This window comes from Hyphomicrobium sp., assembly GCF_036262015.1.
Taxonomy (GTDB): Bacteria; Pseudomonadota; Alphaproteobacteria; order Rhizobiales; family Hyphomicrobiaceae; genus Hyphomicrobium_C.
In genome coordinates this window covers 1390264-1414479 of sequence record NZ_DATAJR010000008.1, presented here as the reverse complement: position 1 = coordinate 1414479, position 24216 = coordinate 1390264, and the positions used below count along the sequence as shown (strand labels likewise).

General features: G+C 60.8%; 24 protein-coding genes and 1 tRNA gene. 18 read left to right on the top strand and 7 right to left on the bottom strand.

Annotated elements, in window-relative coordinates:
- Positions 1 to 83 precede the first annotated feature (83 nt).
- From VHO05_RS15140 to VHO05_RS15120, 5 genes are all read left to right on the top strand, one after another.
- Positions 84 to 1487, top strand: a complete 1404-nt coding sequence (locus tag VHO05_RS15140) for a phenylacetate--CoA ligase family protein (protein ID WP_329647412.1) — start codon at positions 84 to 86, stop codon at positions 1485 to 1487.
- A gap of 53 nt (positions 1488 to 1540) precedes the next feature.
- A complete protein-coding gene (locus VHO05_RS15135; protein WP_329647411.1) occupies positions 1541 to 1864 on the top strand; it encodes a ribosomal protein L7/L12 in 324 nt (107 codons plus the stop codon).
- 255 nt (positions 1865 to 2119) lie between these two features.
- Entirely contained in the window at positions 2120 to 2404 is a 285-nt protein-coding gene (locus VHO05_RS15130) for a glycosyl hydrolase family 5 (protein ID WP_329647410.1), read from the top strand.
- A 329-nt stretch (positions 2405 to 2733) separates the two neighbouring features.
- The gene (locus VHO05_RS15125) at positions 2734 to 3216 is read left to right on the top strand and encodes a hypothetical protein (protein WP_329647409.1); all 483 of its coding nucleotides are present in this window, start codon (positions 2734 to 2736) and stop codon (positions 3214 to 3216) included.
- Between the two features lie 20 nt (positions 3217 to 3236).
- Entirely contained in the window at positions 3237 to 3596 is a 360-nt protein-coding gene (locus tag VHO05_RS15120; RefSeq protein ID WP_329647408.1) for a hypothetical protein, read from the top strand.
- A gap of 19 nt (positions 3597 to 3615) precedes the next feature.
- Here the strand turns inward: VHO05_RS15120 and VHO05_RS15115 are convergent, their stop codons facing one another.
- Positions 3616 to 4272 carry an MBL fold metallo-hydrolase gene (locus VHO05_RS15115; protein WP_329647407.1) on the bottom strand — a complete coding sequence of 219 codons (657 nt, stop codon included), beginning with the start codon at positions 4270 to 4272 and terminating at the stop codon, positions 3616 to 3618.
- Positions 4273 to 4503: 231 nt separating this feature from the next.
- On the opposite strand from VHO05_RS15115, the gene VHO05_RS15110 reads away from it, so the two are divergent.
- The 3 genes from VHO05_RS15110 (at position 4504) to VHO05_RS15100 (ending at position 6325) form a co-directional block, all read left to right on the top strand.
- Entirely contained in the window at positions 4504 to 4833 is a 330-nt protein-coding gene (locus VHO05_RS15110) for a hypothetical protein (RefSeq protein WP_329647406.1), read from the top strand.
- Between the two features lie 108 nt (positions 4834 to 4941).
- The gene (locus VHO05_RS15105; protein WP_329647405.1) at positions 4942 to 5478 is read left to right on the top strand and encodes an RNA polymerase sigma factor; all 537 of its coding nucleotides are present in this window, start codon (positions 4942 to 4944) and stop codon (positions 5476 to 5478) included.
- Position 5479: 1 nt separating this feature from the next.
- Positions 5480 to 6325, top strand: coding sequence for a hypothetical protein (locus VHO05_RS15100; protein ID WP_329647404.1), 846 nt, complete (start codon positions 5480 to 5482; stop codon positions 6323 to 6325).
- 9 nt (positions 6326 to 6334) lie between these two features.
- On the opposite strand, the gene VHO05_RS15095 is transcribed toward VHO05_RS15100, so the two are convergent.
- A complete protein-coding gene (locus VHO05_RS15095; RefSeq protein WP_329647403.1) occupies positions 6335 to 8572 on the bottom strand; it encodes a S8 family serine peptidase in 2238 nt (745 codons plus the stop codon).
- Positions 8573 to 8984: 412 nt separating this feature from the next.
- A complete protein-coding gene (gene ctrA, locus VHO05_RS15090; RefSeq protein ID WP_295558623.1) occupies positions 8985 to 9683 on the bottom strand; it encodes a response regulator transcription factor CtrA in 699 nt (232 codons plus the stop codon).
- 653 nt (positions 9684 to 10336) lie between these two features.
- On the opposite strand from ctrA, the gene VHO05_RS15085 reads away from it, so the two are divergent.
- Positions 10337 to 10717: a flagellar export protein FliJ gene (locus VHO05_RS15085; protein ID WP_329647402.1), complete on the top strand. Its 381-nt coding sequence runs from the start codon at positions 10337 to 10339 to the stop codon at positions 10715 to 10717.
- Positions 10718 to 10901: 184 nt separating this feature from the next.
- Positions 10902 to 11495, top strand: a complete 594-nt coding sequence (locus VHO05_RS15080) for a hypothetical protein (RefSeq protein ID WP_329647401.1) — start codon at positions 10902 to 10904, stop codon at positions 11493 to 11495.
- Between the two features lie 101 nt (positions 11496 to 11596).
- Here the strand turns inward: VHO05_RS15080 and VHO05_RS15075 are convergent, their stop codons facing one another.
- Positions 11597 to 11875, bottom strand: coding sequence for a DUF1153 domain-containing protein (locus tag VHO05_RS15075; RefSeq protein ID WP_026868147.1), 279 nt, complete (start codon positions 11873 to 11875; stop codon positions 11597 to 11599).
- Between the two features lie 347 nt (positions 11876 to 12222).
- On the opposite strand from VHO05_RS15075, the gene mnmA reads away from it, so the two are divergent.
- The 3 genes from mnmA (at position 12223) to VHO05_RS15060 (ending at position 14415) form a co-directional block, all read left to right on the top strand.
- Entirely contained in the window at positions 12223 to 13335 is a 1113-nt protein-coding gene (gene mnmA, locus VHO05_RS15070; RefSeq protein WP_414653785.1) for a tRNA 2-thiouridine(34) synthase MnmA, read from the top strand.
- Between the two features lie 82 nt (positions 13336 to 13417).
- Positions 13418 to 14158 carry a class I SAM-dependent methyltransferase gene (locus VHO05_RS15065; RefSeq protein WP_329647399.1) on the top strand — a complete coding sequence of 247 codons (741 nt, stop codon included), beginning with the start codon at positions 13418 to 13420 and terminating at the stop codon, positions 14156 to 14158.
- Positions 14159 to 14338: 180 nt separating this feature from the next.
- Positions 14339 to 14415, top strand: a tRNA-Met gene (locus VHO05_RS15060).
- Between the two features lie 133 nt (positions 14416 to 14548).
- Here VHO05_RS15060 and VHO05_RS15055 read toward each other — a convergent pair.
- A complete protein-coding gene (locus VHO05_RS15055; protein ID WP_329647398.1) occupies positions 14549 to 15376 on the bottom strand; it encodes an SDH family Clp fold serine proteinase in 828 nt (275 codons plus the stop codon).
- 167 nt (positions 15377 to 15543) lie between these two features.
- On the opposite strand from VHO05_RS15055, the gene VHO05_RS15050 reads away from it, so the two are divergent.
- Positions 15544 to 17376 carry a GGDEF domain-containing protein gene (locus VHO05_RS15050; protein WP_329647397.1) on the top strand — a complete coding sequence of 611 codons (1833 nt, stop codon included), beginning with the start codon at positions 15544 to 15546 and terminating at the stop codon, positions 17374 to 17376.
- A gap of 24 nt (positions 17377 to 17400) precedes the next feature.
- Here VHO05_RS15050 and VHO05_RS15045 read toward each other — a convergent pair whose 3' ends face one another.
- Positions 17401 to 18171, bottom strand: coding sequence for a hypothetical protein (locus VHO05_RS15045; RefSeq protein WP_329647396.1), 771 nt, complete (start codon positions 18169 to 18171; stop codon positions 17401 to 17403).
- Positions 18172 to 18525: 354 nt separating this feature from the next.
- Here VHO05_RS15045 and VHO05_RS15040 point away from each other — a divergent pair, with 354 nt between their 5' ends.
- From VHO05_RS15040 to VHO05_RS15025, 4 genes are read left to right on the top strand one after another with little or no spacing between them, the layout of a single operon-like run.
- Complete coding sequence (locus tag VHO05_RS15040) at positions 18526 to 19476, top strand: ABC transporter ATP-binding protein (RefSeq protein ID WP_329647395.1); 951 nt, start codon at positions 18526 to 18528, stop codon at positions 19474 to 19476.
- 5 nt (positions 19477 to 19481) lie between these two features.
- The gene (locus VHO05_RS15035) at positions 19482 to 20228 is read left to right on the top strand and encodes an ABC transporter permease (RefSeq protein WP_329647394.1); all 747 of its coding nucleotides are present in this window, start codon (positions 19482 to 19484) and stop codon (positions 20226 to 20228) included.
- Positions 20229 to 20241: 13 nt separating this feature from the next.
- Entirely contained in the window at positions 20242 to 22242 is a 2001-nt protein-coding gene (locus VHO05_RS15030; protein WP_329647393.1) for a GldG family protein, read from the top strand.
- A 14-nt stretch (positions 22243 to 22256) separates the two neighbouring features.
- Positions 22257 to 23279: a DUF4340 domain-containing protein gene (locus tag VHO05_RS15025; protein ID WP_329647392.1), complete on the top strand. Its 1023-nt coding sequence runs from the start codon at positions 22257 to 22259 to the stop codon at positions 23277 to 23279.
- Positions 23280 to 23282: 3 nt separating this feature from the next.
- On the opposite strand, the gene VHO05_RS15020 is transcribed toward VHO05_RS15025, so the two are convergent.
- Positions 23283 to 24212: a LysR family transcriptional regulator gene (locus tag VHO05_RS15020; RefSeq protein WP_329647391.1), complete on the bottom strand. Its 930-nt coding sequence runs from the start codon at positions 24210 to 24212 to the stop codon at positions 23283 to 23285.
- Between the last annotated feature and the right edge of the window lie 4 nt (positions 24213 to 24216).

Below are 24216 nucleotides of genomic sequence, written 5' to 3'. Positions count from 1 at the left end.
CATGCGCCAAATCGCTCGCGAATTGCAACCAGGAGCGGCCTTTGGGCTTTATAGTCGAGCGGGCGCCCACCGGGAGATCGCTGATGTTGAGCCTCATCCGCTTCGCCGTAATGCTGCAGAAGCTCTATCCGTTCTGGTACGACGGACCGAGGATCCGGGAGAAGCAAGAACAGAGCTTCCGCGCTTTGCTGGCACATGCAGCGCAGCACTCCCCATTCTACCGCCGCCGTCTCGCCGGATTGGATCTCAAGACCTGCTCGCTTTCCGAGCTCCCCATCCTCACGAAGTCGGACATGATGGCGAACTACGACGACTTGGTCACCGACCGCCGTCTCAAGAAAGCTGATCTGTCTGCCTTCGTCGATGACAAGCGGAACCTCGGCAAGCTCTACATCAACACGTACGGCGTGAGCCATACGTCGGGAAGTCAGGGCCAGCCCGCACTCATCGTTCAGGATCGCGAGGCCCTGAACCTCGTATTCGCGGTTCAATTTGCACGCGGAGCTAAACTCAAGCGCCGCTTTCTCCCGCACTTGGGACGCCTGATCAAACCGGCTCGCATGGCAGTGCTCACGATTGCCCCCGGCTTTTATCCGAGCGCCGCCGCCTTTGCGTACATGCCGAAATTCATCTCTCCGGGCTTCAAGGTTCTACACCTCACGGTCTCGGAACCGATGGCAAAGAACATTCGCAAGCTCGAGGACTTCCGTCCCGATTACATCACCGGCTATGCCAGTGCCCTTGAAGCCTTCGGACGCGAGGAGGCAGAAGGTCGGATGCGGCTTCGCAAGTTGGGATGTCTGAAGCAGATCACCAACGTCGCAGAGCCCATGCCCGACGAAGCGGCGGAGCGCTTGGAGGACGTGTTCGGCGTGCACGTCACCGATGAATATGCCATGGGTGAATGCTTGGTCCTCTCCTCCGGCTGCTTCACGGGGCGCGGCGCACACGTCAACGCGGACCTTGCCATCCTTGAGGTGGTGGACGAGCAAAACCGCCCCGTACCGCCAGGCATTGAGGGTCGCAAGGTTCTGCTCACGAACCTCTACAATCACGTGCAACCCATCATTCGCTACGAGGTGGACGACCGCATCACGATGAGCGATGTGCCATGCGCGTGCGGCAGCCCGTTTCCTCGCATCGCGAAGATCAGCGGGCGCAGCAAGGATCTGCTCTGGATCGAAGAGAGCGGCATACGCCGCGAGGTCCCTTACTACGTTTTCCTCGCGCCGCTTCATCACGTACTCGATCTCGCCGAGCATCAGATCGTGCAGACCGGGCCCCGAAGTTTCGTCATTCGCGCCGTACCACTGGCCGGCAAACACCTTTCCACGGACCACATTCGGCGTTTGGTGATGGAGCACGTGCGGTCGGAGGGACTGGAAAACACAATCGACATCTCGATTGAAATCGTTCCGGACATCCCGCGTGGTCCGTCCGGGAAGGTCTCACGCGTGAAGAACGAATACGCATTGATGGTGCACTAAGCTCGGGACCGGGCGACGCATCAGCACGCAGGCCCAATCAATCCGGATGCCAAATGATCGAGACATCGTATTCGCTCGTCACACTGCTTCTCACCTTCTTGATCGGTTTTGCCCTGGGCCGCGTCACCGCCGCTGTCTCAGACCCCCGTCGAAGGGAAACAGCACGGGAGCGCCGTATGGCCTCTACCGTGAACGCCGAGGACAACGTGCTCCGCCTCGCACCGGAAGTGCACGCCGAGATCGAGCAACTTCTCACCAGCGGTCAAAAGATTGAGGCCATCCGCGTTTGTCGGATGGCTCTCGATCTGGAGCTGAAGGAAGCGAAAGACACTGTCGACCGGATCGATGAAAGCCTGTCGCGAGGAGCGCGCGTTTGAGCAATAAGTCCCTGTAAGCTTGCTTGAGCGTCTCGCGAGTGGCGCGCACTTTGTCCGCTCCAGGCAGCCGAGAATTGGACAGCCGCGCTATAAGACCTCCGTCCGGCGCCTTCGTCCGTAATCACACCAATAAATTGAATAGCCCGGGTTTTCCTGAACAAGTTGACAGCAACGCGCCGTTCTTCCGCCACGCCTTGCGACGTAAAAAACTCCCACATGCCGAGGGCTCAAATCGCATGTGAAGGAGAGAAATCGATGAGACTGAAACCTCTCGCCATTGCGGCGTTGATCGCTGCCGGCGCATCGCTCGCGCCGAAGATGGCATCGGCCGCGACGGCGCTACCGGTCAACGCAACGCACCAGTCGACCAGCGCAAATGCCGGCATGCTCCAGGAGGTCGGCCACCGTCACTGGCACCGTCATCGCCACTGGAACCGCCCCTTCGTCGGCAGGTGCTGGAAATGGCGCAACATCTGCGCGGACCGTTGGGGTTGGGGCACCTGGAAACAGCAACGCTGCCTGCGCAACCACGGCTGCTAGCCGGCAAATCTTTCCGGACCATGCGCAGTCGCGACACCTTCGTCGCGACTGCGTTTTGCTGCCAGCCATGTTGTGAGCCCCAGGGGCGCCGCTACCAGGCGGCTCATCATTGAAAAAGTCAAAATCTATCAAACAATTAGGTTGCAGATGCCTTTTAAAACCCTTGCACGACCCATAAATAGGGCTGGGCTCGGGCTTCCAGGGAGACAGACCCTGTGTTGCGCCGGAACCACCGTAAAGTTTATCGGCGATGCTAAGAGTGTTTTGAGAGGGCTGACTGATACTGGCGCCGTTTTTGTGCCGGAGATGCGCCTTTGGGGAGGCTTCAAGTGATACGTACACGTAGTGCCCTCGTTTCAGCTGCCATTTTGACTGTCGCGGCAGCCACCAGTCCAGTTCGTGCGGCGGACGCAACCTTTGCGGCACTCGAGGGTGCCTGGTCGGGATCGGGCAGCGTACGCCTCGAGAACGGCAAGAGCGAACGTCTCAAGTGCAAGGGCTATTACAACGCCAAAGCTGGGTCGACACTCGGCATGGCCATCAATTGCGGCAACGCCTCATTCAAGATCAACATGCGCGCCAACCTCAAGAACGCGGGCGGCAGCATTTCCGGAACCTGGGAAGAGCGTGAGTTCAACCAGACGGGTAACGTCACCGGCAAACAGACCGAGAACGGCTTCCAGCTGAAGTTCACCGGCGCGCTCTCGGGGTCCATGAACGTGTCGATGACCGGCGCCAAGCAGACCGTTTCCATTTCCACTGGCGGCCCGGGCTTCACGGGCGTGAACCTGCAGTTCGCGAAGAGCAGCTGACAGGCAAGGAGACACACGCGATGACACTGCGCAAGACGACCGCTTTCCTGGCATTGGCTCTCGTGGCTGCGTCAGCTTCGGTATTGACGAGCTTCGAGGCTGAAGCCGGTTGGAGACGGGCGCCCGAGCGCGATGTTGCCGTGGCCGTCAGCCGCTTTGGAAACGGGACAGTATCGGGGCCCGTGCGTACCACGAGCACCGGTTACGAAGTCCGTCTTCCCCGCGGCACCTGGGTGCCCTGCCGTCGCAGCTGCAGCGAAACGCTGCGCGTCGAGACCGTCGATATCTTCGAGAACAACGACGGCAGCCCCACAGGGTACGGCACCGCTCTGAACGAATGCGGCATCTTCGGATGCCTGGAGCTGCGCTACCCGCGTTGATCCAAAGCGCTTGCACGCATTACGTCAGGAACGGATTGCTCTGACGCTCGGCGCCGATCGTGCTCGTCGGTCCGTGCCCGCAGATGAAGGCATAGTCGTCGCCGATGGGAAGCAACTTGGTCGTGATCGCGTTGATCAGCGACTCGTGATTGCCGTAGGGGAAATCGGTCCGCCCAATCGAGCCACGGAACAACACGTCGCCCATCAAAATCAGCTTGTGCGCATGATTGACCAGCACCACTGATCCCGGCGAATGCCCCGGACAGTGCAGCACATCGAATGTGTGTCCGGCGATAGTGACCGTGTCACCCTCTTCCAGCCAGCGGCCCGGCGTAACGGGACGTGCGGGTATGCCATAGGCAACGCCTTGCTTTTCGAGGTTGTCGAGCAGAAACTTATCGGCAGGATGCGGCCCCTCGATCTCGACGCCAAGCTTCTCCTTCAATTCCGCTGCGCCGCCGGCGTGGTCGATATGGCCATGCGTAATCACGATTTTCTCGACCTTAATGCCGAGCTCCTCGATGGCTTTCTGGATCTCGTCGAGATCTCCGCCGGGATCGACCACGGCCCCCACCATGCTTTCCGCGTCCCACAGGAGGGTGCAGTTCTGCTGAAATGGTGTAACGGGCACGATTGCTGCCCGCAGCCCCTTGGGTTCTTCCGCAGATTTCGTCATGTACGAGGGCACCACCTGATTATTTTTGCACCCGACCTCCATAATGCGCTTCCGGAAAAGTGGGAACCACTAATGCGCGCTGCAACGCGCCGTTGAAACCGCACGCGAGCCTCCCCGACCCTGCTGACGGAACAATCGTCAACGTGTAGGGTCCGCGCACGGGCGTTGGGGAAAGAGCCTAAAAGCATGCAACTGAGAGAAATGCGGTTTGCCAAAATCGACGGCACCGAAGTGCAGGTCGAGGTCAAAACCGAAAAGGAAGCCAGAGCCGCTATCAAAGAGCTGAAGCATAAAAAGAAAGAGCTGGCGCTGCTGAAGAAACGAATCGCAAAGCAGGAGGCTCGTGCGCGCCGCACCATCGAGCGGGCCGAAGAAGCGGCCGAACGCGAAGCGCGCCGCCGCGGCCTTTTTGCAACCCTGCGACGGATCTCCCGATCCTTCGGCAAGCGAGAGGCCCTACCGGATGTCAATGAAATCGAACGAAATCTCGAGAATACCGACGAGATCATTCACAATATCGATAGCTGCATTATTCAGCTCGAAGGCCGCCTGCTGGGTTAACGGTCACGCCCAGCGCCCGCAAAGCCACACTCGCCCCAAAAAGACCGCTCTCAGGAATAAGCTAGCGGAGGTTGCGTTGTATCCCATAGTCGCGGAAGGGGGGCCGTGATGGATGAAATCCAATCGCGGATGATTCAGCTTCTACCGCGCCTGCGCAGGTTTGCACTTGCACTGACAGGCGACAAAGACAAGGCAGATGACCTCGTACAGGACACGTGCGAGCGTGCCCTCGCGCACCTGGACCAATGGAAACCCGGAACGAGTCTCGATAGTTGGATGTATCGTATTGCGCAAAACATTTGGGTCGATCACCATCGGGGCCGCAGAGCGCAGGGTGGTGACCAGCGGCATCTGGATGAGATCGAGGACGTTGTCGGTATCGACGGCCGCAACGTCACCGAAAGCCGCCTGACGCTGGCGGCGGTCACGGAAGGCATTTCTCGTCTGCCAGCGGACCAGCAGGTGCTTGTGGCCATGGTCTGCGTCGAAGGCATTTCATACAAAGAAGCAGCCGGTATCCTCGGCATCCCAATTGGCACCGTTATGAGTAGGCTCTCTCGCGCGCGTCAGGCCCTTTACGCAGCGCTGATCGAGACCCCCATGGCGGACCCTGTCCCTCTTCGCGCAACGAGCCGGGAGCGTTAGAATGATTGCCGTCCCCGATGAAATGTTGATGGCGTATGTTGACGGCGAACTCTCGCCGGACGAGTCGCAGGCCCTTGAGGCGATGTTGAACCATGATGCGCAGCTACGCGCACGCCTCGGACCTTTCGTCGAGACCCGTACGCGCCTCGCGGCCGCCTTCGAACACGCGCTGCATGAACCGATCCCCGATCGCCTGATCGCAGCGATCGCCCGCGCGCCCGTTCAGACCCAGAGCGCGCCAGCGGCTGCGCCTTCTTGGGCTGAGCGTTTCCGCGCAGCATTGGATGCGGTGGAAGCCGCCCTGTTTCCAAATGGCTTCAATCCGGCGTTGGCTGCAAGCGCCGTAGCCCTCGTTGCAGTAGGCGCCGGAGCTGGGTGGCTGGCTGGCCATCAAGCCCCTGCACAGCAGGCCGGATTGATCGACGTCGCTCGCTTCGACGACGGCCGGCTCATCGCATCCGGCGCACTGGCCCAGGTCCTTGAGCGCAAGCCGAGCGGTGCGACCGATACCGGCACCAACGGCGAAACGATCGTCCCTGTCCTGTCCTTCCAGAACAAGGACAAGGGCGTGTGCCGCGAGTATCGCGTCGCCGGCTTGTCTTCCCAATCGGACTTTGCCGGCGTCGCGTGTCGCACGGCGGAAGGAACCTGGCGTGTCGCTCTCCACGTGGAAACGCCGAAGCCTGCTGCCGGCAGCCCGTCCTATCAGACGGCCTCCGGTGCCAGCGTGCCGGCAGTCGAAGCCGCAGTTGACTCACTGATTACCGGCGACGCCTTCGGCAAGGAAGACGAACTGAAGTTTCTGAAAGAAGGCTGGCCCGCGCCGTCAGATGCAGCAAAGCCCTAATTGGGCGCACTAGGGCGCGAAACCAGCACCAGCTTTGATGAAGGTCGTGGACCACGCTCCATGATCGCCTGATCCGCTCGCGACCGCGTTCCCACGCCCAGTGCATTGCTGCGGCGCCTGCGCCAATCCCGCGCCATAGATGGGATCCTGCCCCGGCGGGCCGAGATCGTACGTCGGCAGTTTTTTCAAGACGCTGGACTTGCTGCCGCCCGCAGGCATGTCCTCCCCAATGCGGGTCGCAAGGATCGCTGTCACGAACGGCGCCGCGAAGGACGTCCCGGTACGGTAACCCTGCTTCGCATCTGGCAGCGCCGTGAGGATGTCTACGCCCGGCGCGGACACGTCGATGTATGTTCCGCGGTTCGCGCTGCGATAGTTCTCCCCGTTCCGGTTGACAGCCGTAACAGCGATCACGCTCGGATAGGCTGCGGGATAGCTCGGCGACGCGGTCGGTCCCATGTTGCCCGCCGCCGCCGTGAAGATGATGCCCTTCTTGCTCATGCGCTCGATAGCGCGAGCAAACGCGGGATCTTGTGGCCCAGAGAAGCTCATGTTGACGATATCGACGTCCATCTGCTCGAGCCAGTCGAGCGCCGCGAGCAGGCGAACCGTATCTGTCGAGGCATTGCCTGCGGCATCGCTTCTGAACGCGGTAGCGAGCAGAAACGTCGCGTCCGGGATCAGTCCCGGCGTGCCACTGTGCGGATTGCCGGCAAGCACCGACAGAACAGCCGTTCCATGCCAATCGTAGGGCGAAGGCCTCTCACCATCCAGGAACTCACCCTGAATGGCGTTGACGCTCTTGAACGCTGGGTGGCCGATATCGAACGACGTATCAATCACTCCGATCCGGACATCTTTCGTGCACGGGCTCAGCGCTTCTTTCCACTTGATTAGATGGCTACCAAAACAATTGTTGTCAGAACACGGCTGCGATGAAGCGGGAGCCACCTTGCGCCGGTCTAGACCTGGCAGCGCGGCTGCACCCTCCGTTTCTCCGAGAGAGCCGATGAAGATGTTGTAGGCGTAGTTGGGCGTGACGGAGAGGAACGGCATCACCTTGTGCAATTCGCGCTCGGCTTCGTCGCGTCCAACCCCCGGCGCACTCAGACGCTGCACCTTTTTTCCGGATCCCGGCAGAACGGTTGTAGGCCCGACGGCGAAGCCGTGCGATTTGGCCGTTTCGATATCGACCGGCGAAAGCTCATTGACGATGAGCTCTTCTTCACGCTCCTCGTTGAACTGCTTCGCGGGAAGCTCTGCCCCTTTGTCGGCCCCCGGAAACGATCGGGTTCTCCGCGCCTCCACGGCGGCCTCGCGCTCGACCCTATTCCGCCGCGCGTCGTCCTTCGCAGCCTTACCCGGCTCGATCGCCGCTCCGCCCTGAGGTGCAGGAGCTTCCGCGCCTTCGGTCGCATCGTCGCCGCGCGCCTGCTCGGAAATGCCCTTGAGCGCGTTCCGCCCCATCCCGAGGTGCGACGCCTGATTTTGGAGGCCGTCGAGCCACTTCACGCGGCGAGACTTCCCATCGTCCTCGGCACCTTCGTCCCGGCTGACAGAGACGGGAACGACTGCGGGCTTATCCTTGCCTTCTCCCGCGGCCTGTCCGTTGCGCGGGCCATCTGGGTTGCGATCCGGCCCTGGTCGATCTTTGTCCTGCTCAGCCCACTTACGGAGGCGCTCCTCGCGAGCTTGTTCCTTCTGCCGCAGCGTGTCCTGATCGCGTTGAAGGCGGAGGCGCATCCGTTCAATCGCGCGCACGCGCCGCTGAACATCGCCGCTTACTCCCGGGTCGAAATCACCTTCATCAAGGTCCGCGACATCTTCATTTCCGTTCTGATCTGCATCGCGACGCCGGCCTGGCGTATCGCCCCGATCCTTGTCGTCGTCGCGGTCTTGCAGGTTCGCTCGCTTAGTTGAGTCCCTATTTTGACCCCAAGGATTGTCGTCCCTGTCGCGCTGAGAGTCGCGCATAGAGCGATCCGGCTGCTGCCGCGCCATCCGCTCGGCCTCTCTTTGGGCCTGCTCAGCGGCGCGCTGCGCCTTCTGCAACTCGCGCTGCTGCTCTTCGCGTTGCCGCGCCATCTCCCGTTCGAAGTTTTGAAAATAGGGGTTGCGGTTCTTGCGATTCTTTTTCGCAAGAACATCGGATGCGCCGAGCGATACCACCAGAAGCGCCACGAGCACGAGCTGCAGAGCCCTGCCCAGATGCGCCAACGTGAGGTGCTCCCCCCGGACAGACATCATGGATGCCCGCCCAACGACTGTAGCAATACGCATCTTGAAGAAATCCCGACGCACACGCCCCCGCGTAGGATTGTGACCAAATGCGATAACGAAGGGAAGAAGGTCGTCATGTGTTGTCCACATCTCACTGAAGACAGCGAGGTCGCTCAAGCACACTGACGTTCTGCGACCAACCCGCGAAGCAGAATGGATTGCATGGATGAGAAGCCATACCGGAGTCGGAATTGAGGCAAAGCAGAAATTTTCAGACACATTCGAGCAAGGACTACAGCACTTATACCCGCTCGCGCCAAAACAGAACTCTAGAGGATCGAGCCCGGGAGGTTGAAAACAAAAAAATGGCGGGAGCTCTATGAAGCCCCCGCCGAAATTCAACCTATTCTCTCGAGCGAAACAGTAAAAGCGCCGCCACTTAAGCGGCAGCAATATTCTCGTCGCCGGGATTACGAAGCACGTAGCCGCGCCCCCAAACTGTTTCGATGTAGTGCTGACCGCCGGTCGCGACCTGAAGCTTTTTGCGAAGCTTGCAGATAAACACGTCGATAATCTTGAGCTCGGGTTCGTCCATACCGCCGTAGAGATGATTGAGGAACATCTCCTTGGTGAGCGTCGTGCCCTTGCGAAGCGAAAGCAGCTCGAGCATCTGGTACTCTTTGCCGGTGAGGTGGACGCGCTGCCCGTTGACCTCGACCGTCTTCGTATCGAGGTTCACCCGGAGGTCACCGGTCTCGATAACCGACTGTGCATGTCCTTTCGAACGACGCACGATGGCGTGAATTCGTGCGACGAGCTCGTCCTTGTGGAACGGCTTCGTCATGTAGTCGTCAGCGCCGAAGCCGAGCCCGCGAACCTTATCCTCGATCTGGGCAAGCCCGGAAAGGATGAGGATCGGCGTCTGCACCTTCGCCACGCGAAGCATCTTCAGAACCTCGTAGCCGCTCATATCCGGCAAATTGAGATCCAAAAGAATAATGTCGTAGTCATAGAGCTTGCCGAGGTCCACGCCCTCCTCGCCGAGGTCGGTCGTGTAACAATTAAAACCCTCGGACTGAAGCATCAGCTCGATGCTTTGCGCAGTTGCGCTATCGTCCTCAATGAGAAGGACCCGCATGCTAATTTCCTCTTCCTTGCCCCATCACAAGGCGCGCCGCCCAAGTCTTAAAAAAACCCTACCAGGCTCCAGACAACCTAGCCCGAACTGTCATTACAAAAGTAACAATCACAGGTTAACAAATCCTAATTTTCGTTTCGAAACACGCCAACGAACGAATGGTTCATTTTAACCTGCGCGAGACACAAAAGCTCGCTCGCCCGCACCAAGTCGGAACGTCACAAAACCCGAAATTGCAGAACAAGCCTTCCCCGCCAAGGCCGCCCAGATCCAAGTCGCGCCTGACCCCTTCCCCGCCCGGGGACGAACAAGCACCGTGGGACGCTCCGAACGACACGAATCAAGAGGTAACAGAATTCGCCCGCTAGCCCTAGGGCCCGAAAACAACTACAACAGTGTCAGAACGTAAATAATTAACAAACGACGGTAGAGCGTTGCTTTACCGCAACTTAATGCGGTTATGTAAGACTGCTCTCCCGAGGGTTGCGGGCCTTCGGTTTTCACCCGGGCCGATGGCCGGTTCGGGTAGCTTTTAGGGAGCACAACGGCTGATTTTGCAGGATCCCTGGAACGTCGCGTTTTGATGGCGATCAAATGGCACGGATCTTGATTGAGCGTAGGATTAATGTGTTCTTGTGTAGGGGTAACGGACGATGAAGGCACGTGAGACAGCGCTGAGGCTCAAGCGCTTCGAGATGGATGAAAAAGCCCGCAAAGTCGCAGATCTCGAGCAGATGATCCGTGAATTTGAGAACATCGCCAGCGATCTCGACCGCCAAATCCACGCCGAGGAAGATCGCACGGGTGTCAAAGACCCAAGGCATTTCGCCTACTCGACCTTTGCCAAGTCGGCGAGCCAGCGGCGGGACAACCTTCGCGCGTCGATTGCCGAGCTTCGTCAAAAGCTTGAGACTGCCCAGCGAGATTTCGACGACGCCAAGCAGCAACTGGCGCGCGTAACGACGGATCAGCCACGGGAAGTCACCCGCAGCCGCCGCCGCCACGAGCGGACCGCCGGCTTGGCGCTCCGCTGAGCCGCGAACCTGCACATTAGCCCCCGCTCGCCGTTCACAACCAACGGCGGGCGCCGACTTGCGTTTGCCTGTTTCCCATGCCAATCGCTCCATCGAAGGGCGATAGACTCGGCCCTGTCGCAGATGCCAGGGAGCCGCTGCACGACTGCGCCGTTGTATGGCCCAGCATGCGCCGGACAGAACGATGCCCCGGAAGGAACGTATCTTCGCGGTCACCGCTCTCGCTGCTGCCTGCGCAGCGGCGGGATGCTCAGGCGACAGCGCCCCTCCGGTCTTGGGGCTCCCCCCACCTCCCCATGAAGCCGGCAATACGGGAGCGCCGTCGGCGCTGCAGGCCTTGCTCACACCAAAGGACTTGGTTGTAGGCACCCCCACCGAAGTTTACACGCGGATCGCGAGAGGCGTGCTCACCTGCTGGTTTGGATCCACCGGCCCCCTCAAGGCGAGCTACATCTACCATGCGGACGCCGAGCCGGCGTCCAAAGGCGGCGGATCGGAGATCAAGATCCTCACGCGCGACACCGAAGCCGACGATCCTCGCGCACTGCGCGCCTACCGGGTCGTGATCGCACCGTCGCAGGACAAGACCAAGATCGAGGTCGAAAACGTGCGTCTCCCCGAACCGCTCGCCGAGCGGCTCAAGAACGATGTCGAGCGGTGGGCCTCGGACGAAGAGGGGTGCGGAGAAGGGCCGGTCACTGCGGGCTGGGGCGCCGAGCAGGCCGTCGAGGCTCCAAAAGCCCAGAAGAACAAGAAGGCCAAAAGCCAAAAGCCGTAGAAATGGCCTGGACTGGGCCACCTCCCACGGCTTTCCGCACGGCTCTGCCGCCTGCGCCAGAGGGGGCGCCGGCTAGCTGAGCCTCGAACCTGATCTAACGATCAGCTCCGATAGTCCTGGATTCGCGTTGCCCGCAAACCAGGAAGACCGTGCTTGTCGATCGAACGCTGCCAGGACAGGAACTCGTCCACGGTCAGCTTGTATCGCTCGCAGGCTTCCTCGATGCTGAGAAGACCCCCACGCACAGCCGCCACGACCTCCGCCTTACGGCGGATGACCCAGCGTTTCGTGTCCCGTGGCGGGAGATCGGCAACAGTCAACGGACTCCCATCGGGGCCGATAACGTAGCGCACGCGCGCTCTCATCTGATGTTCGGTCATGATACTCAATACTGCTACTGACCAGCCCTGAACTTACCCCACGTGTGTTAAAAGTGGGCTAAGCCATTGAGTAAACATACTCTAAACCAAGCACGAAATCACGCAACACCCATCGATATGGTTGACGGAATCGCGCTTGAAAAGACCGCATTTGCGGCCTGCTGCGCCGTGTCAGCTTGCACAGGGCACGGACTGGCCCTTATCATGCGCACCCGAATAAGTTAGGCGCCGCTACCGCGTTGCACAATGCACGGCACGGAGCCAGAGGTAAGAGAAAACCGTCAGTGGCAGCGCCATCCCTTGAGACCCCGATCGGAGACGGCCAGCGGAAGCGCGTCGTTGTCGCCATGTCTGGCGGCGTCGACTCGTCCGTCGTTGCCGGCCTGCTCGCGCAGTCGGGCCACGAGGTCATCGGCATCACGCTCCAATTGTACGATCACGGCGAGGCCGTGGGCCGGAAAGGTTCATGCTGCGCGGGCCAGGACGTCGAGGACGCACGCCGCGTCGCCCAGAAGCTCAATATTCCGCACTACGTCCTGGACTACGAGAAGCGCTTTTCTGATGCGGTGATGAAATCGTTCGCTGAGAGCTACGTCGCCGGCGAGACACCGATCCCATGCGTCACCTGCAATCAGACCGTAAAGTTCCGTGACCTGCTCGGCACCGCTCGCGAGCTTGGAGCCGATTTGCTGGCAACTGGACATTACGTTCAGCGCGCCGAGGGACGCGACGTCCCCGCCCTCCTTCGCGCCGCCGATAGCGACCGCGATCAGAGCTACTTCCTATTTGCCACCACGCGGGAACAGCTCTCCCACCTTTGGTTCCCGCTCGGAGGAATGCAGAAGCCGGACGTGCGGGCCCTCGCGCACGACTTCGGCCTGCTTGTCGCCGACAAGTCCGACAGCCAGGACATTTGCTTTGTCCAGAAGGGTCGCTACAGCGACGTCATCGAGCGCCTGAAGCCGGGCGCGCTCCAGGCAGGCGACATCGTCCACATCGATGGGCGCCACCTCGGCCGGCACGAGGGCATCATCAATTACACGATCGGCCAGCGCCGTGGTTTGAAGATCCCCTCGCCCGAACCGCTCTACGTCCTTTCGCTCAATGCCAAGCGGAACGAGGTTGTCGTCGGGCCGCGTTCGTTCCTGCATACGCGCACCCTCATTCTTAGAAACGTCAACTGGCTCGGTGACGGCACTCTGGAGGAGGCGGTTTCCGGGGCAGGCATAGAGGTCTACGCACGCATCCGCTCATCTCAGGCTCCGCAGCCGGCCACGGTTTCCGTAGGCGCCGACGGCGCTGTGATCGTGACGCTCCGCGACGGAGAGAACGGCGCGGCGGCCGGGCAAGCCTGTGTTCTCTATGCCGACGGCTCGACCGAAGCGCGCGTCCTGGGCGGCGGCTGGATTGCGGAGGCCGTGAAGGCCGATAAAATGGACTGGTTGGAATCGCCCGCCTGATGGCGGCCGAAGCAGAACTCCGAAGCCAAAGGCGCGAAGTGCTGTGTTTCCGGATAATGAGACTTCGGTGGGAGAGAAGCGCGTGCAGAAGACGAACCCCTCGATGAAGCCCCGCTTGCGGGTGGACGACCTCGAGCGTGACAATGGCCGCATCGTCGGCATCGGACGCATCGAGGAGGACGTCGTCAAGACCGCTTACCGACGGTGGGCACCGATCTACGATCACACCTTCGGCCGGGTTTCGACCGAAGGACGTAAACACGTCGCACAGGTGATCAACTCCAGCCTCGAAAGCGGACGCGTTCTCGAAGTTGGCGTAGGCACCGGCCTCGCCCTCGGCGATTACGACCGGCACCTCGAAGTCATTGGCATCGACCTCTCACCCGACATGCTCGACAAAGCGCGCGAACGCGTCGCAACCGAGGGCCTGCACCATGTCACCGGACTTCATGAAATGGATGCCGGCGACCTGACGTTCCCGGACAATTCGTTCGATATCGTCACGGCGATGTTCGTCATGACGGTCGTACCGGAGCCGGAGCGCGTCATGCGTGAGCTCGCACGCGTGACGAAACCTGGCGGCGAAGTGCTGCTCGTCAATCATTTCAGCCAGACCGAAGGCGTCCGTGGCTGGGTCGAGCGCCGCATGGCCCCCTTCGCCGAAATCATCGGCTGGCGCTCTGTGTTCGATCAGTCGCGCGTCATGGTCTGCGACGACCTGAGCCTGACCGAGCGCAAGGCGCTGCGTCCTTGGGGCATCTTTACGATGATGCGCTTCAAAAAGCAGGCCGAGCAGAGCCATCAACCCGTGGCTGCCGAATAGGGCGCGCCCCACCGTTCAGCAAATATGCCCAATCCCGCGCGCGGCGCTTGACGGCGGGCTCGCCGATTCCTATAGACCAGGGTCTACCTCGACCGGATCGGTCCAGGTACGAAATGCGGCGTCGAACTTAGCCAGTTCGGCGCTTGAATTTTCGGCCTCGCACAAGTGGCCCGGAAATACGGCGGGATAGCTCAGGTGGTTAGAGCGACGGTCTCATAATCCGTAGGTCGGCGGTTCAAGTCCGCCTCCCGCTACCATCATTACCACAGAAAACCGAGCATCCCCTTTAGCTGGTGGGCAGGGCGCCTGTCCGCGGCCCAGCGCCCGGATCGGGTGTCGCCCTTGTTGCGCCGATCGCCAGCGCCGCGTTGTCGGCGGAAGCCGTCTCCCTCAACCCCGCGGGCGACGCGGAAGATCAATCGGAAGAAACTCCACGCCCGATTGCTGGATAGGCTGCGGATAGAGCTTCATCAGCCCCATAACTTCGATCGGCATACCGACCCGGACCGGTAAACCGAGCCCCTTTGCCTCCGCGGCTGTAAGCGCATAGTCATGCGTCCAATGCCCACCGGCAAGCTTGTTAGCAATGGCCTCGGCTGCTCCTTGATCGAGCCGCGGCGTAAGAAGCTCGACCGCACCGCGCTTGACTTGGGCCAGCGCTTTTTCGCTGACATCCGCCAGAACAAGCGTGAGGTCCATCACGTCTGCAACGGGCTTTGAATCGCGCGCCTTCACGATGCTTGCCGCCGGAAAGCCGAGGATCTGCGGATCGATCGGCCCCAGCACCGAGAATTCACCCAGCACGATCTCGTCGGCAGCAAGCGCAATCAATGTGCCGCCGGACATCGCATACACGGGCACGTACACCGTGACCTTGGCGGGGTGCGCCTCCACTGCGCGCGCAATTTGCATCGCGGCAAGAACGAGCCCGCCGGGCGTATGAAGGATGAGATCGATCGGAACCGTATCAGGCGTCTCCTTGATCGCCGCGATGATCGTCTGCGCATCCTCGAGATCGATGTGCCGCGCAACCGAGAACCCGAACAGGCGCCGCTGCTCCTGCCGATGGATCATCGTGATGACGCGCGTGCCGTGCTTCTTCTCGATGGCTCTGATCGCCTGCGCGCGGCGCACCGTGAACCATCGACCCATGAGCAGCGGCTGAAGCGCAATGACGACAATCGCGATCCAGAACAGCGTTGAAAAATCGAAGGTCACCGCTCATCTCCCTGGCTGCGGGTCCGGAAAAGTCTAAAGCCTTGTCCTGCGAGCCACCTCACCGTAGTGGGAAAAGATCAAATATGACAGTTGGATGACGGACTGTTTAAGATGAGCTTCACCTGCCGTTGGTAATAGCCTCCTTTAGGGGAACGGCGGAGATATCAATGTTTTGTGCGTCGGCTCCATTGCTTCTCGAGAGCGATGGACAGGAAGTTTTTCTCGATCGGGTCAGGTCGACGATCGACGCGGCGCTTCAGCCAATCACCGACATCCGGAACGGCACGGTCCACGGCTTCGAAGCTCTTGCAAGAAATACCCCGGCACTCGGTTTTCCGAGCATAGCCGAGTTCTTCGCGTTTGCAGAGCGCATCGGGGCTCGGACCGAAGTGGACCACGTGCTCTACAGCAAGGCGGCCGAGAAACTCGTCGCCGCCCAAAAGCCGTCGGATGCGCTACTTTTCTTCAACCTCGACCGCCGCCGCGCCGCGGCCCTCGACGAAACACTGCCGGCACTCTTGTCGAGCATCAGAACCGCGGGGCTTGCCCCGTCCGATATCTGCATCGAGATCACCGAAGGAGGCGAAGCTTCCTCGATCGAAGAGCCGCTCCCGACCGTGGAGCGTTTGCGGCGCCTCGGCTTCCGTCTGGCCATCGATGATTTCGGCACTGGCCTTTCCGGTCTTCAGGCGCTCTACGAATGGCAACCGGACTATGTGAAGATCGACCGCTTCTTCATCAGCGGTCTCGAGCGCGATGGCCGCAAGCGTCTCTTCGTCTCCCGCGTCGTCGACCTGGCCCACACACTCGGGACGAAGGTCGTCGCCGAAGGCGTGGAGCGCGCGGAAGAGCTTCAGGCCTGCCGGGAAGCAGGCTGCGACCTCGTACAAGGCTTCCTCGTCTCCAAACCGACCTGCGATGGATCGGAATTGCGCAACGTCTATTCCATTGTCGCATCACTCAGCAGCAAAAGCGCACTTCAGTCGGCGTCCAGCCTCGACAACGAAGGCGTAATCACCCCGCTCGGATCCATCGCCGATTCCACGCGTCTCTCATCCGTCGTGGAATACTTCCTAACTCACCCGGAATGCAGCTTCCTTCCTGTCGTCGACGGCAGATCCATGCCCGTTGGCATCATTCGCGAGCGCGACCTGCGCTCTCTCATGCAGTCTCCATTCGGACGCGATCTTCTGAAGAATGGATCGTTTCCACTCACCGTTCGCGATTATGTCGCGCGTTTGCCCGTCGTCGATGCCAAGATTTGTCCGACCCAGCTGATTGAACAGTGCGCGCAATCAATAGAGGAAGGCATCATCGTCACCACCGACATGCACTATTCGGGTTTCGTGACCTCAAATGCACTCCTGCGCTTGGCTGGCACGATCCGCCTGCGTCAAGCGCAAAGCCAGAACCCGCTGACACATCTGCCTGCCAACGACGCCATCCTGGACTTCATTGGACGTGCCTGCGCCGACAACAGCCAGGAGCATGCGTTCTGCCATCTCGATTTCAACGACTTCAAACCGTTCAACGACGCCTACGGCTTCCACATCGGAGACCGGGCGATCATCATGTTCGCTGAGCTCCTACGCTCCGAGTTTGGCAGCGACAACGCTTTTCTGGGCCACATTGGTGGCGACGATTTCTTCGCTGGTATATCCGGCCCAGCGGAAGATTTCGAAGCGAGGCTGATTGCGGTGCGCAAGCGCTTTGCGTTTGCGGCAGAGAGCCTCTATGCGCCCGAACACCGGGCTAGGGGATACATTGAATCGAAAAGGCGTGATGGCACGCTGGCGCGCTTCCCGCTGCTGTCTTGCTCAGTTGCGCTGCTTCACCTGGCGGCTGGCACACACGACAAAACGACATCGGAAATTTCGCAGGAGCTGGCTCGACTGAAGACCGCCGCCAAGCTATCCGCCACGGGACTTGCTGTGGAGGCAGCGGGTCCGGTAGCGATTGCCATCAATCAGTCCGTTGCGTTGGCCCGCGCAGCAGGTTGAAGCTACTGCTGCCTGCCCGCCGGCCTACAACGGCACCTCTTTCACGCCCGCCGTTTCGAGCGCAGCAAGCCTGCGCCGAAGTACGATCACGTAGTAGAGCATGTAGAGATACTGGAAGGTCTCCATCACTTCGCTGGGACGCGTGAAGACCGACGAGCCCAGAATGACCTTTCCAAGTCCATCGATCCCCTTGAAAGTCAGCGCGATCAGAGCCGCAGGCGCGATCGCGAGCGTCGGCGTGAGAAGCGCGAGCAATGGCTGGCGGAAAGGTCCCGTCCGAAGCTGAATGAAGGGGATCACCAGGCCGCCGATGAACATCGCGGTGTCGAACAGCAGCTTCGGGCGCTGATTGAACCATGCAGACGTATTGTGCAGATTGGTTTCCTGCTGGCGGTTGATCTCCGACCAATAGGACGGCGTGTTCCAATTGAAGAAATGCTGGCCCCAGCTGTGCTCCTCGCCTGCGATGTAAAATGCGGCCAGAGCAAAAAACAGAATCGCGAACCACAAAAGTCTGCTGTTCTTGACGACCTGCAGCCCCAGCGCCTTGAAGCACAAAATGGAGGCGGCCAAAGCGAGAAAGAACTGGGTCAGCTCGAGAAAGCCGTAGCCTTCCGGCAGCACATGCGCGCGATAAAAGTCCAGGGCCACAAAATGAATTGCGACAACCGCCGCAACGATGCCCAGCGGAAGGTAAGTCGTCCACCAGGCATCCGACCGGCGGGGCGACCAGGCGCTAGCAGGAATGGCATCCAACGGAGGCTCCAACGGCCCCAATTGCGAGGAAATGGCCATGTGCAGACCCTAAGAGAAGCGCATGCAGCGCAGTGAAGCAGGCGTGACACATGACAAATTTGCGACGCCGTCACAAGCATCCAATCGGACTTACGTCCAAGTTGCCCTCAGGATTGGCGCGTAAGGGTCACAGGCCGCTTCTGCTGGCGATGTAATAGGCACGTCTGCAGGCAAATTCACAAACATGAACTTTTCTTAAGGTGAGCGTTATCGGTGGCTTCCCCTCTTGAATCGAACGGTCATCGAATTATTTTCGCGCACGCCAGCGGGCACTGGCGCTGAACGGTGCGAAAAAACAAGAACGGCGCCAACAAACATCGCCGTCTCGAATAGGTGGCGCAAAGGAGACTTGAGATGGCGGCTCTCGTGGAGACAAGAGGATTGCGCAAGACGTTCGGCGCGATCAGGGCCGTCGATGGCATAACGCTGAGTGTAAAGAAGGGCGAAGTCCTGGGTTTCCTAGGCCCAAACGGCGCCGGCAAATCCACGACGATGAAAATGATCACGGGCTTCCTCGAGCCCGACGCCGGATCGTCCTCCATTTGCGGGATCGACGTCCAGGACGCCCCCAAAGAGGCAAAGTCCAAGCTCGGCTATCTTCCGGAAGGCGCGCCCGCCTATGGCGACATGACCCCGCACACGTTCCTCGCCTTTATCGCGGAGATCCGTGGTTATCGAGGAAACGACACACGCGCCCGCGTCGAAGCGGCGATTGCGCGCGCAGGACTTCAATCCGTCGTCGATCAGCGCATCGAGACACTTTCGAAAGGCTACAAGCGCCGCGTCGGCATCGCGCAAGCTATCCTTCACGATCCACCCGTCCTGATTATGGACGAGCCAACGGATGGTCTCGATCCTAACCAGAAGCATCACGTTCGCGAGCTCATCCGCGAGATGGCGCCGTACAAAGCCATCATCGTCTCGACGCACATCCTGGAAGAGGTCGAAGCCGTCTGCACACGCGCGGTGGTGATCGCCAAAGGTCGCATCGTGGCCGACGGCACCGCTGAAGATCTGCTCCGGCGTGCGCCGGGCCACGGCGCCGTCGCGATCCACGTCTCGGCAATGGACGCCGCTAAGGTCGCCAAGGCAATCGGCGCCCTTGCAGAAGTCGCCAGCGTCGAGACGAACGGCCAGACGGCCTCCGGCGTCAAGTTACGCGCACTCCCCAAGAACGGAGCCCTCTCCGCCCAGTCGGTCGGCGATCTGCTGCGCGGCCAGCAGCTCTCGTTCGAAGAGATCTACGTCGAGCGCGGAAAGCTCGACGACGTATTCCGCGACATCACCACGACAAACCAGGCCTGATGCCCATGCGCGAAACATTCAGAACCGCCTTCATCATCGCCAAGCGGGAGTTCGCCGCCTACTTCGCGACCCCGCTCGCCGCGGTCTTCCTCACCATCTTCGTCGCGGCCACCGGCGCTTTCGCCTTCTACATCGGCGGCTTCTTCCAGCGCGGACAGGCAAACCTCGACTCGTTCTTCGCCTACCATCCGTGGCTCTACTTGCTGCTGGTCCCCGCAGTCGCGATGCGCCTCTGGGCCGAGGAGCGCAAGAGCGGAACCATCGAGCTTCTGATGACGCTGCCCGTGACGCCGGCCGAGACCATCCTCGGCAAGTTCTTCGCTGCCTGGGCCTTCATCGCACTCGCACTGGTCCTCACTTTCCCCATGTGGATCACCGTCAATGTGCTGGGCAATCCCGACAACGGCATCATCCTCACGAGCTACATCGGCAGCTTCCTCGTTGCCGGCGCCTTCCTGGCCATCGGTGCCTTCATCTCCGCGCTGACGAAGAACCAGGTGATCGCCTTCATCCTCTCGGCAACCGTGTGTTTCCTGCTACTCACGAGCGGGATGGAGCTGGTGCAGAACACGCTCCGCACCTGGGCGCCACGCATCGTCGCCGATGCCGTCGCGAGCATGAGCTTCCTGACGCACTACGAGCAGATCACGCGCGGCGTCATCGGACTCGGATCACTGATCTTCTTCGTCTCCCTCATCGCATTCGCCTTGTTCGCGAACGCCATCGCCGTCAGCCAGAAGAAATCCGCTTAAGGACCGGCCGCCCATGAATGACTTCCTCGCCTCCGTGCGCGCCCGTATCGCCACAGCTTTCTCCGGCCTCGTCGACTACGCGTCGCGCCTCACGCCGGCGCGCCTCGCCTGGGGCGGACTTGCACTGGCCGCCGTCACACTGCTCTCCGTCAACCTGATCGCCTCGCAGACGCTTGGCGGCTGGAAAGCCGACCTCACCGAGGACAAGCTCTATTCCATCTCGCCCGGCTCGGTGACAGTGCTGACCTCGATCGACGAGCCGATCAAGGCACGCCTCTACTTCACGAAGAAACTCGGCGAAATCGCGCCGTCCTACGCGCGCTACTTCGATCGCATCCGCAGCATGCTGGAAGAATACCAGCGCATCTCAGGCGGCAAGCTGCAGCTTGAAATCCTCGACCCCGAGCCCTTCTCAGATGCCGAAGACCAGGCCGTCGCCGCCGGCCTCCGCGGCCGCCAGCTCAACGCTGAAGGCGAGATGGGTTACTTCGGCCTCGCCGCATCGAACTCCACAGACAATCAGGAGGTCATCGGCTTCTTCTCGCCTGACCGCGAGAACTTCGTCGAATACGACGTCACCAAGCTGATCCACGCGCTCGCGAACCCGAAGAAGCGCACCGTTGGCCTGATGACGTCGCTACCGCTCGACGGCGGCCAGAACCCTATGACGCAGCAGCAGAGCCAGCCCTGGCTGATCATGAGCCAGATCCGCGAGTTCTTCGACGTACAAACCGTCGATCAAGCCATCACGGAAATTCCCTCCAAAATCGACGTGCTGCTCGTCGCCCAGCCGACCACGCTAACGCCGCAAACCGCCTATGCCATCGACCAGTACGCGCTCAAGGGCGGCAAGCTTCTCGTCCTGATCGATCCCATGGCGGAAGCCGCGCAACTCGAACTGTTGCAGAAGCAGGGCGAAGGACGCGCAGAACTCGCCAAGCTGCTCAAGACCTGGGGCGTCGGCTTCGATCCCTCGAAAACCGCAGCCGACATTCGCCACGCCCGCCGCGTTCAGTTCGGTCGCGAGCAAGGCATGGTCACGGAATACGTCGCCTGGCTCGGCCTCGACCAGAGCAACATCGACCAGCGCGATGTTTTGTCGAGCGGCATCACAAATCTCAACCTCGCGTCCGCCGGGATCCTGACCAACGTAGACGGCGCAACGACGACCGTAACGCCGATCCTCAAAACGTCGTCTGAGGCGATGGAGATTTCGACCCAAAAGGTAGGCATGTCCGCAGACCCGATTGGGCTACTTCGCGCCTACAAGCCCGGCGGGCACCCCCTCACGCTCGCGGTTCGGATCTCAGGGGATACCAAGACCACCTTCCCGAACGGAGCGCCGAAACCGGAGGCGAAAAAGGACAAAAAGACTGAAAACGGCGCCGCCCCGGCAACGGATGTTGCGAAGGAGCCGTCCAAGCCCGCGGACACCAAACCCGGACCGGGGCACATCGCCTCCGGCCGCGTCAACGCCATCGTCGTCGCCGACACCGATCTCATGGCCGACCGCTTCTGGGTCGAAAGCCGCGAGATGCTCGGCCAGGAATTCGCCGTCCCGTCAGCGAGCAACGCCGCCTTCATCGTCGGCGCGCTTGAGAACCTGACCGGCAGCGACGCGCTCATCGCGCTCCGCGGCCGCGGTATCAAGGAGCGCACCTTCACCCTGGTCGAGGATTTGCGCCGCGATGCCGAGCGTAAGTTCCGCGAAAAGGAGGAGGCGCTCACGGCAAAGCTCAAAAGCGTGGAACAGGAGCTGGAGAAGCTGCAGACCGCAGGCGCCAACGGCAACGTCGTCACCTCCGACAAAGAGCGAGAGGCGATTGAGGGCTTCACCAACGAGATGCTCGAAACACGCCGCGAGCTGCGGCAGGTTAAGCTCGCATTACGCCAGAGCATCGATAGCCTCGACGGCTGGCTCCAGTTCGCCAACATCGCGTTGATCCCGCTCTTGATTGCAGTGGGTGGCGTGGGTTGGACAGTCTGGCGTTCGCGCCGCACCCCGAAATCGTGACGGAGCGCACAGCGATGAAATCCAAGAACTTCGCAGCCCTCGCCACCGCAGCCGGCCTCTCTCTGATCGCAGCCGTCGCCGTCTATTCGGCGCGCGCACCGTGGACCGTGTCCACGACCGGCACCGAAAAGCTGATGCCAGGTCTGCAAACCGATGCCGGAAAGGTTGTGCGCGTTGTCGTGACACAAGGTGGCAAAACCACCACCATCGAAAAATCCAGCGACCAGTGGCAGGTCAGGAACCAGGATGGCTATCCGGCCAGCGCCGACAAAGTTCGTACCCTCCTGACCGCCCTTGCCGATGCGAAACTTCTCGAGCCCAAGACTCGCATGACCGAGCGCTACGCGACGCTGGAAGTCGATGACCCGTCAGGCAAGAACTCCAATGCCCGTCTCATCAAGCTCGAAGACGCAGATGGTGCCACCGTCGCAGCAGTCATTGCAGGCAAACCCCGTCTGCACGGCGGGACGGCGGGAGCGGGAGCGGCGGGGACATACGTCCGCATGCCGGGTGAGGAGCAGAGCTGGCTCGCAAGCACCACGATTTCGGGAGGCGCGGCACTGAAGGACTGGGTCAATCCTCGCGTTTTCGAAACACAGACCGAGAAAATCGGCGAGGTTACCGTCGAGGTGCAGGGCGAGCCGCCATACGCACTCAAGCGCGGTGCCGACGGTACACATCAGTTGGACCCGATCCCGGCGGGCAAGAAAGTCAAATACGTGAACATGGTCGACAACATCATCGAGGCCGCATCGTTTCTCGACTTCGACGGCGTTCGCAAACAGACCGCCAGCGAAGAAGGAAAGGCCGGCTCTGTAACCTTCAAAACGGATGACGGCCTGACGATCACACTGAAGGTTCGCCGCGAAAAGGACGGCACCTGGGCCACGATCGACGCCACGGGCGAAGGCAACGCGAAGAAGACGGCTGAAGACATCAGCGCCCGCGCAAAGGGCTGGGAGTTCGAGATCATGCCCTCGAAGGCCGACACCATGCTGAAGAAGCAGGCCGACCTGCTGGAGGACGCAGCGTCCTGATCCTCAGGGCTTTGCTACCGCTGTCACGATCTCGCACGTCTCCCACACGGGCTTTCTGAAACGCTCGACCAGGAAGTCGATGAAGACGCGCGTCTTGGCTGCAAGAAAACGGTTCGGCGCATAGAGCGCGTGGATGGTGCCCTCCTGCGGCGGATAATCGGGAAGCACGACGGCGAGCTTCCCGCTCGCAATTTCCGATCCGACGAGGAAAGCAGGCAGCCGTGCAATGCCGATCCCCTTCACGGCCGCATCGCGCAGTGTATCGCCGTTGTTGGAGCTGAGGCACGCGGCAACGGGCACCGAGATCGGTTGACCGTTCGCTGTCAACTGCCAACGCGGCACTGTCGTCGAATGTCCGTAGTGCAGGCACTTGTGACTGACGAGATCCGACGGCGTCTCAGGTGAACCGTTGCGCGCGAGATAGGCCGGGCTCGCGACGAGGACCACCCGTACGGTCGAGATGCGCCGCGCGATCAGGCTTGAATCGACCATTGCACCGATCCGCACCGTAACGTCCACACCCTCTTCAAGCGGATCGATCATGCGGTCCGTGAGTGTCAGCTCGATCTTGAGATCCTCGTACCGCTCCATGAATTCGGCAATTGCCGTACCCAGATAGAGGGTGCCGAACGACATCGGCGCATTCACCTTGAGCACACCCTTGGGCTCGTCATGCAGCCGAGAGATCTGGGCTTCGGTCTCGGAGATTTGCGCCAGGATCGCGAGGCACCGTTCGTAGTAGGCCAGCCCGGCCTCGGTCGGCACCACACGCCGCGTCGTGCGATCGAGAAGACGCACACCCAACTCCTGTTCGAGCTGAGTGATCGCCTTGCTGATCGCCGAACGTGTCACGCCCAAGCGACGAGCGGCCTCCGCAAAGCTGCCGCTCGCCACCACCTTGACGAGCACATTCATGGCATCGAGTTTGTCCATCTGG

Coding starts and splice junctions, on each gene's coding strand:
- VHO05_RS15140 (WP_329647412.1), top strand. CDS start 84: ATGTTGAGCCTCATCCGCTTCGCCGTAATGCTGCAGAAGCTCTATCCG.
- VHO05_RS15135 (WP_329647411.1), top strand. CDS start 1,541: ATGATCGAGACATCGTATTCGCTCGTCACACTGCTTCTCACCTTCTTG.
- VHO05_RS15130 (WP_329647410.1), top strand. CDS start 2,120: ATGAGACTGAAACCTCTCGCCATTGCGGCGTTGATCGCTGCCGGCGCA.
- VHO05_RS15120 (WP_329647408.1), top strand. CDS start 3,237: ATGACACTGCGCAAGACGACCGCTTTCCTGGCATTGGCTCTCGTGGCT.
- VHO05_RS15115 (WP_329647407.1), bottom strand. CDS start 4,272: ATGACGAAATCTGCGGAAGAACCCAAGGGGCTGCGGGCAGCAATCGTG.
- VHO05_RS15105 (WP_329647405.1), top strand. CDS start 4,942: ATGGATGAAATCCAATCGCGGATGATTCAGCTTCTACCGCGCCTGCGC.
- VHO05_RS15100 (WP_329647404.1), top strand. CDS start 5,480: ATGATTGCCGTCCCCGATGAAATGTTGATGGCGTATGTTGACGGCGAA.
- VHO05_RS15095 (WP_329647403.1), bottom strand. CDS start 8,572: ATGATGTCTGTCCGGGGGGAGCACCTCACGTTGGCGCATCTGGGCAGG.
- ctrA (WP_295558623.1), bottom strand. CDS start 9,683: ATGCGGGTCCTTCTCATTGAGGACGATAGCGCAACTGCGCAAAGCATC.
- VHO05_RS15085 (WP_329647402.1), top strand. CDS start 10,337: ATGAAGGCACGTGAGACAGCGCTGAGGCTCAAGCGCTTCGAGATGGAT.
- VHO05_RS15080 (WP_329647401.1), top strand. CDS start 10,902: ATGCCCCGGAAGGAACGTATCTTCGCGGTCACCGCTCTCGCTGCTGCC.
- VHO05_RS15075 (WP_026868147.1), bottom strand. CDS start 11,875: ATGACCGAACATCAGATGAGAGCGCGCGTGCGCTACGTTATCGGCCCC.
- mnmA (WP_414653785.1), top strand. CDS start 12,223: ATGTCTGGCGGCGTCGACTCGTCCGTCGTTGCCGGCCTGCTCGCGCAG.
- VHO05_RS15050 (WP_329647397.1), top strand. CDS start 15,544: ATGTTTTGTGCGTCGGCTCCATTGCTTCTCGAGAGCGATGGACAGGAA.
- VHO05_RS15045 (WP_329647396.1), bottom strand. CDS start 18,171: ATGGCCATTTCCTCGCAATTGGGGCCGTTGGAGCCTCCGTTGGATGCC.
- VHO05_RS15040 (WP_329647395.1), top strand. CDS start 18,526: ATGGCGGCTCTCGTGGAGACAAGAGGATTGCGCAAGACGTTCGGCGCG.
- VHO05_RS15035 (WP_329647394.1), top strand. CDS start 19,482: ATGCGCGAAACATTCAGAACCGCCTTCATCATCGCCAAGCGGGAGTTC.
- VHO05_RS15030 (WP_329647393.1), top strand. CDS start 20,242: ATGAATGACTTCCTCGCCTCCGTGCGCGCCCGTATCGCCACAGCTTTC.
- VHO05_RS15025 (WP_329647392.1), top strand. CDS start 22,257: ATGAAATCCAAGAACTTCGCAGCCCTCGCCACCGCAGCCGGCCTCTCT.
- VHO05_RS15020 (WP_329647391.1), bottom strand. CDS start 24,212: ATGGACAAACTCGATGCCATGAATGTGCTCGTCAAGGTGGTGGCGAGC.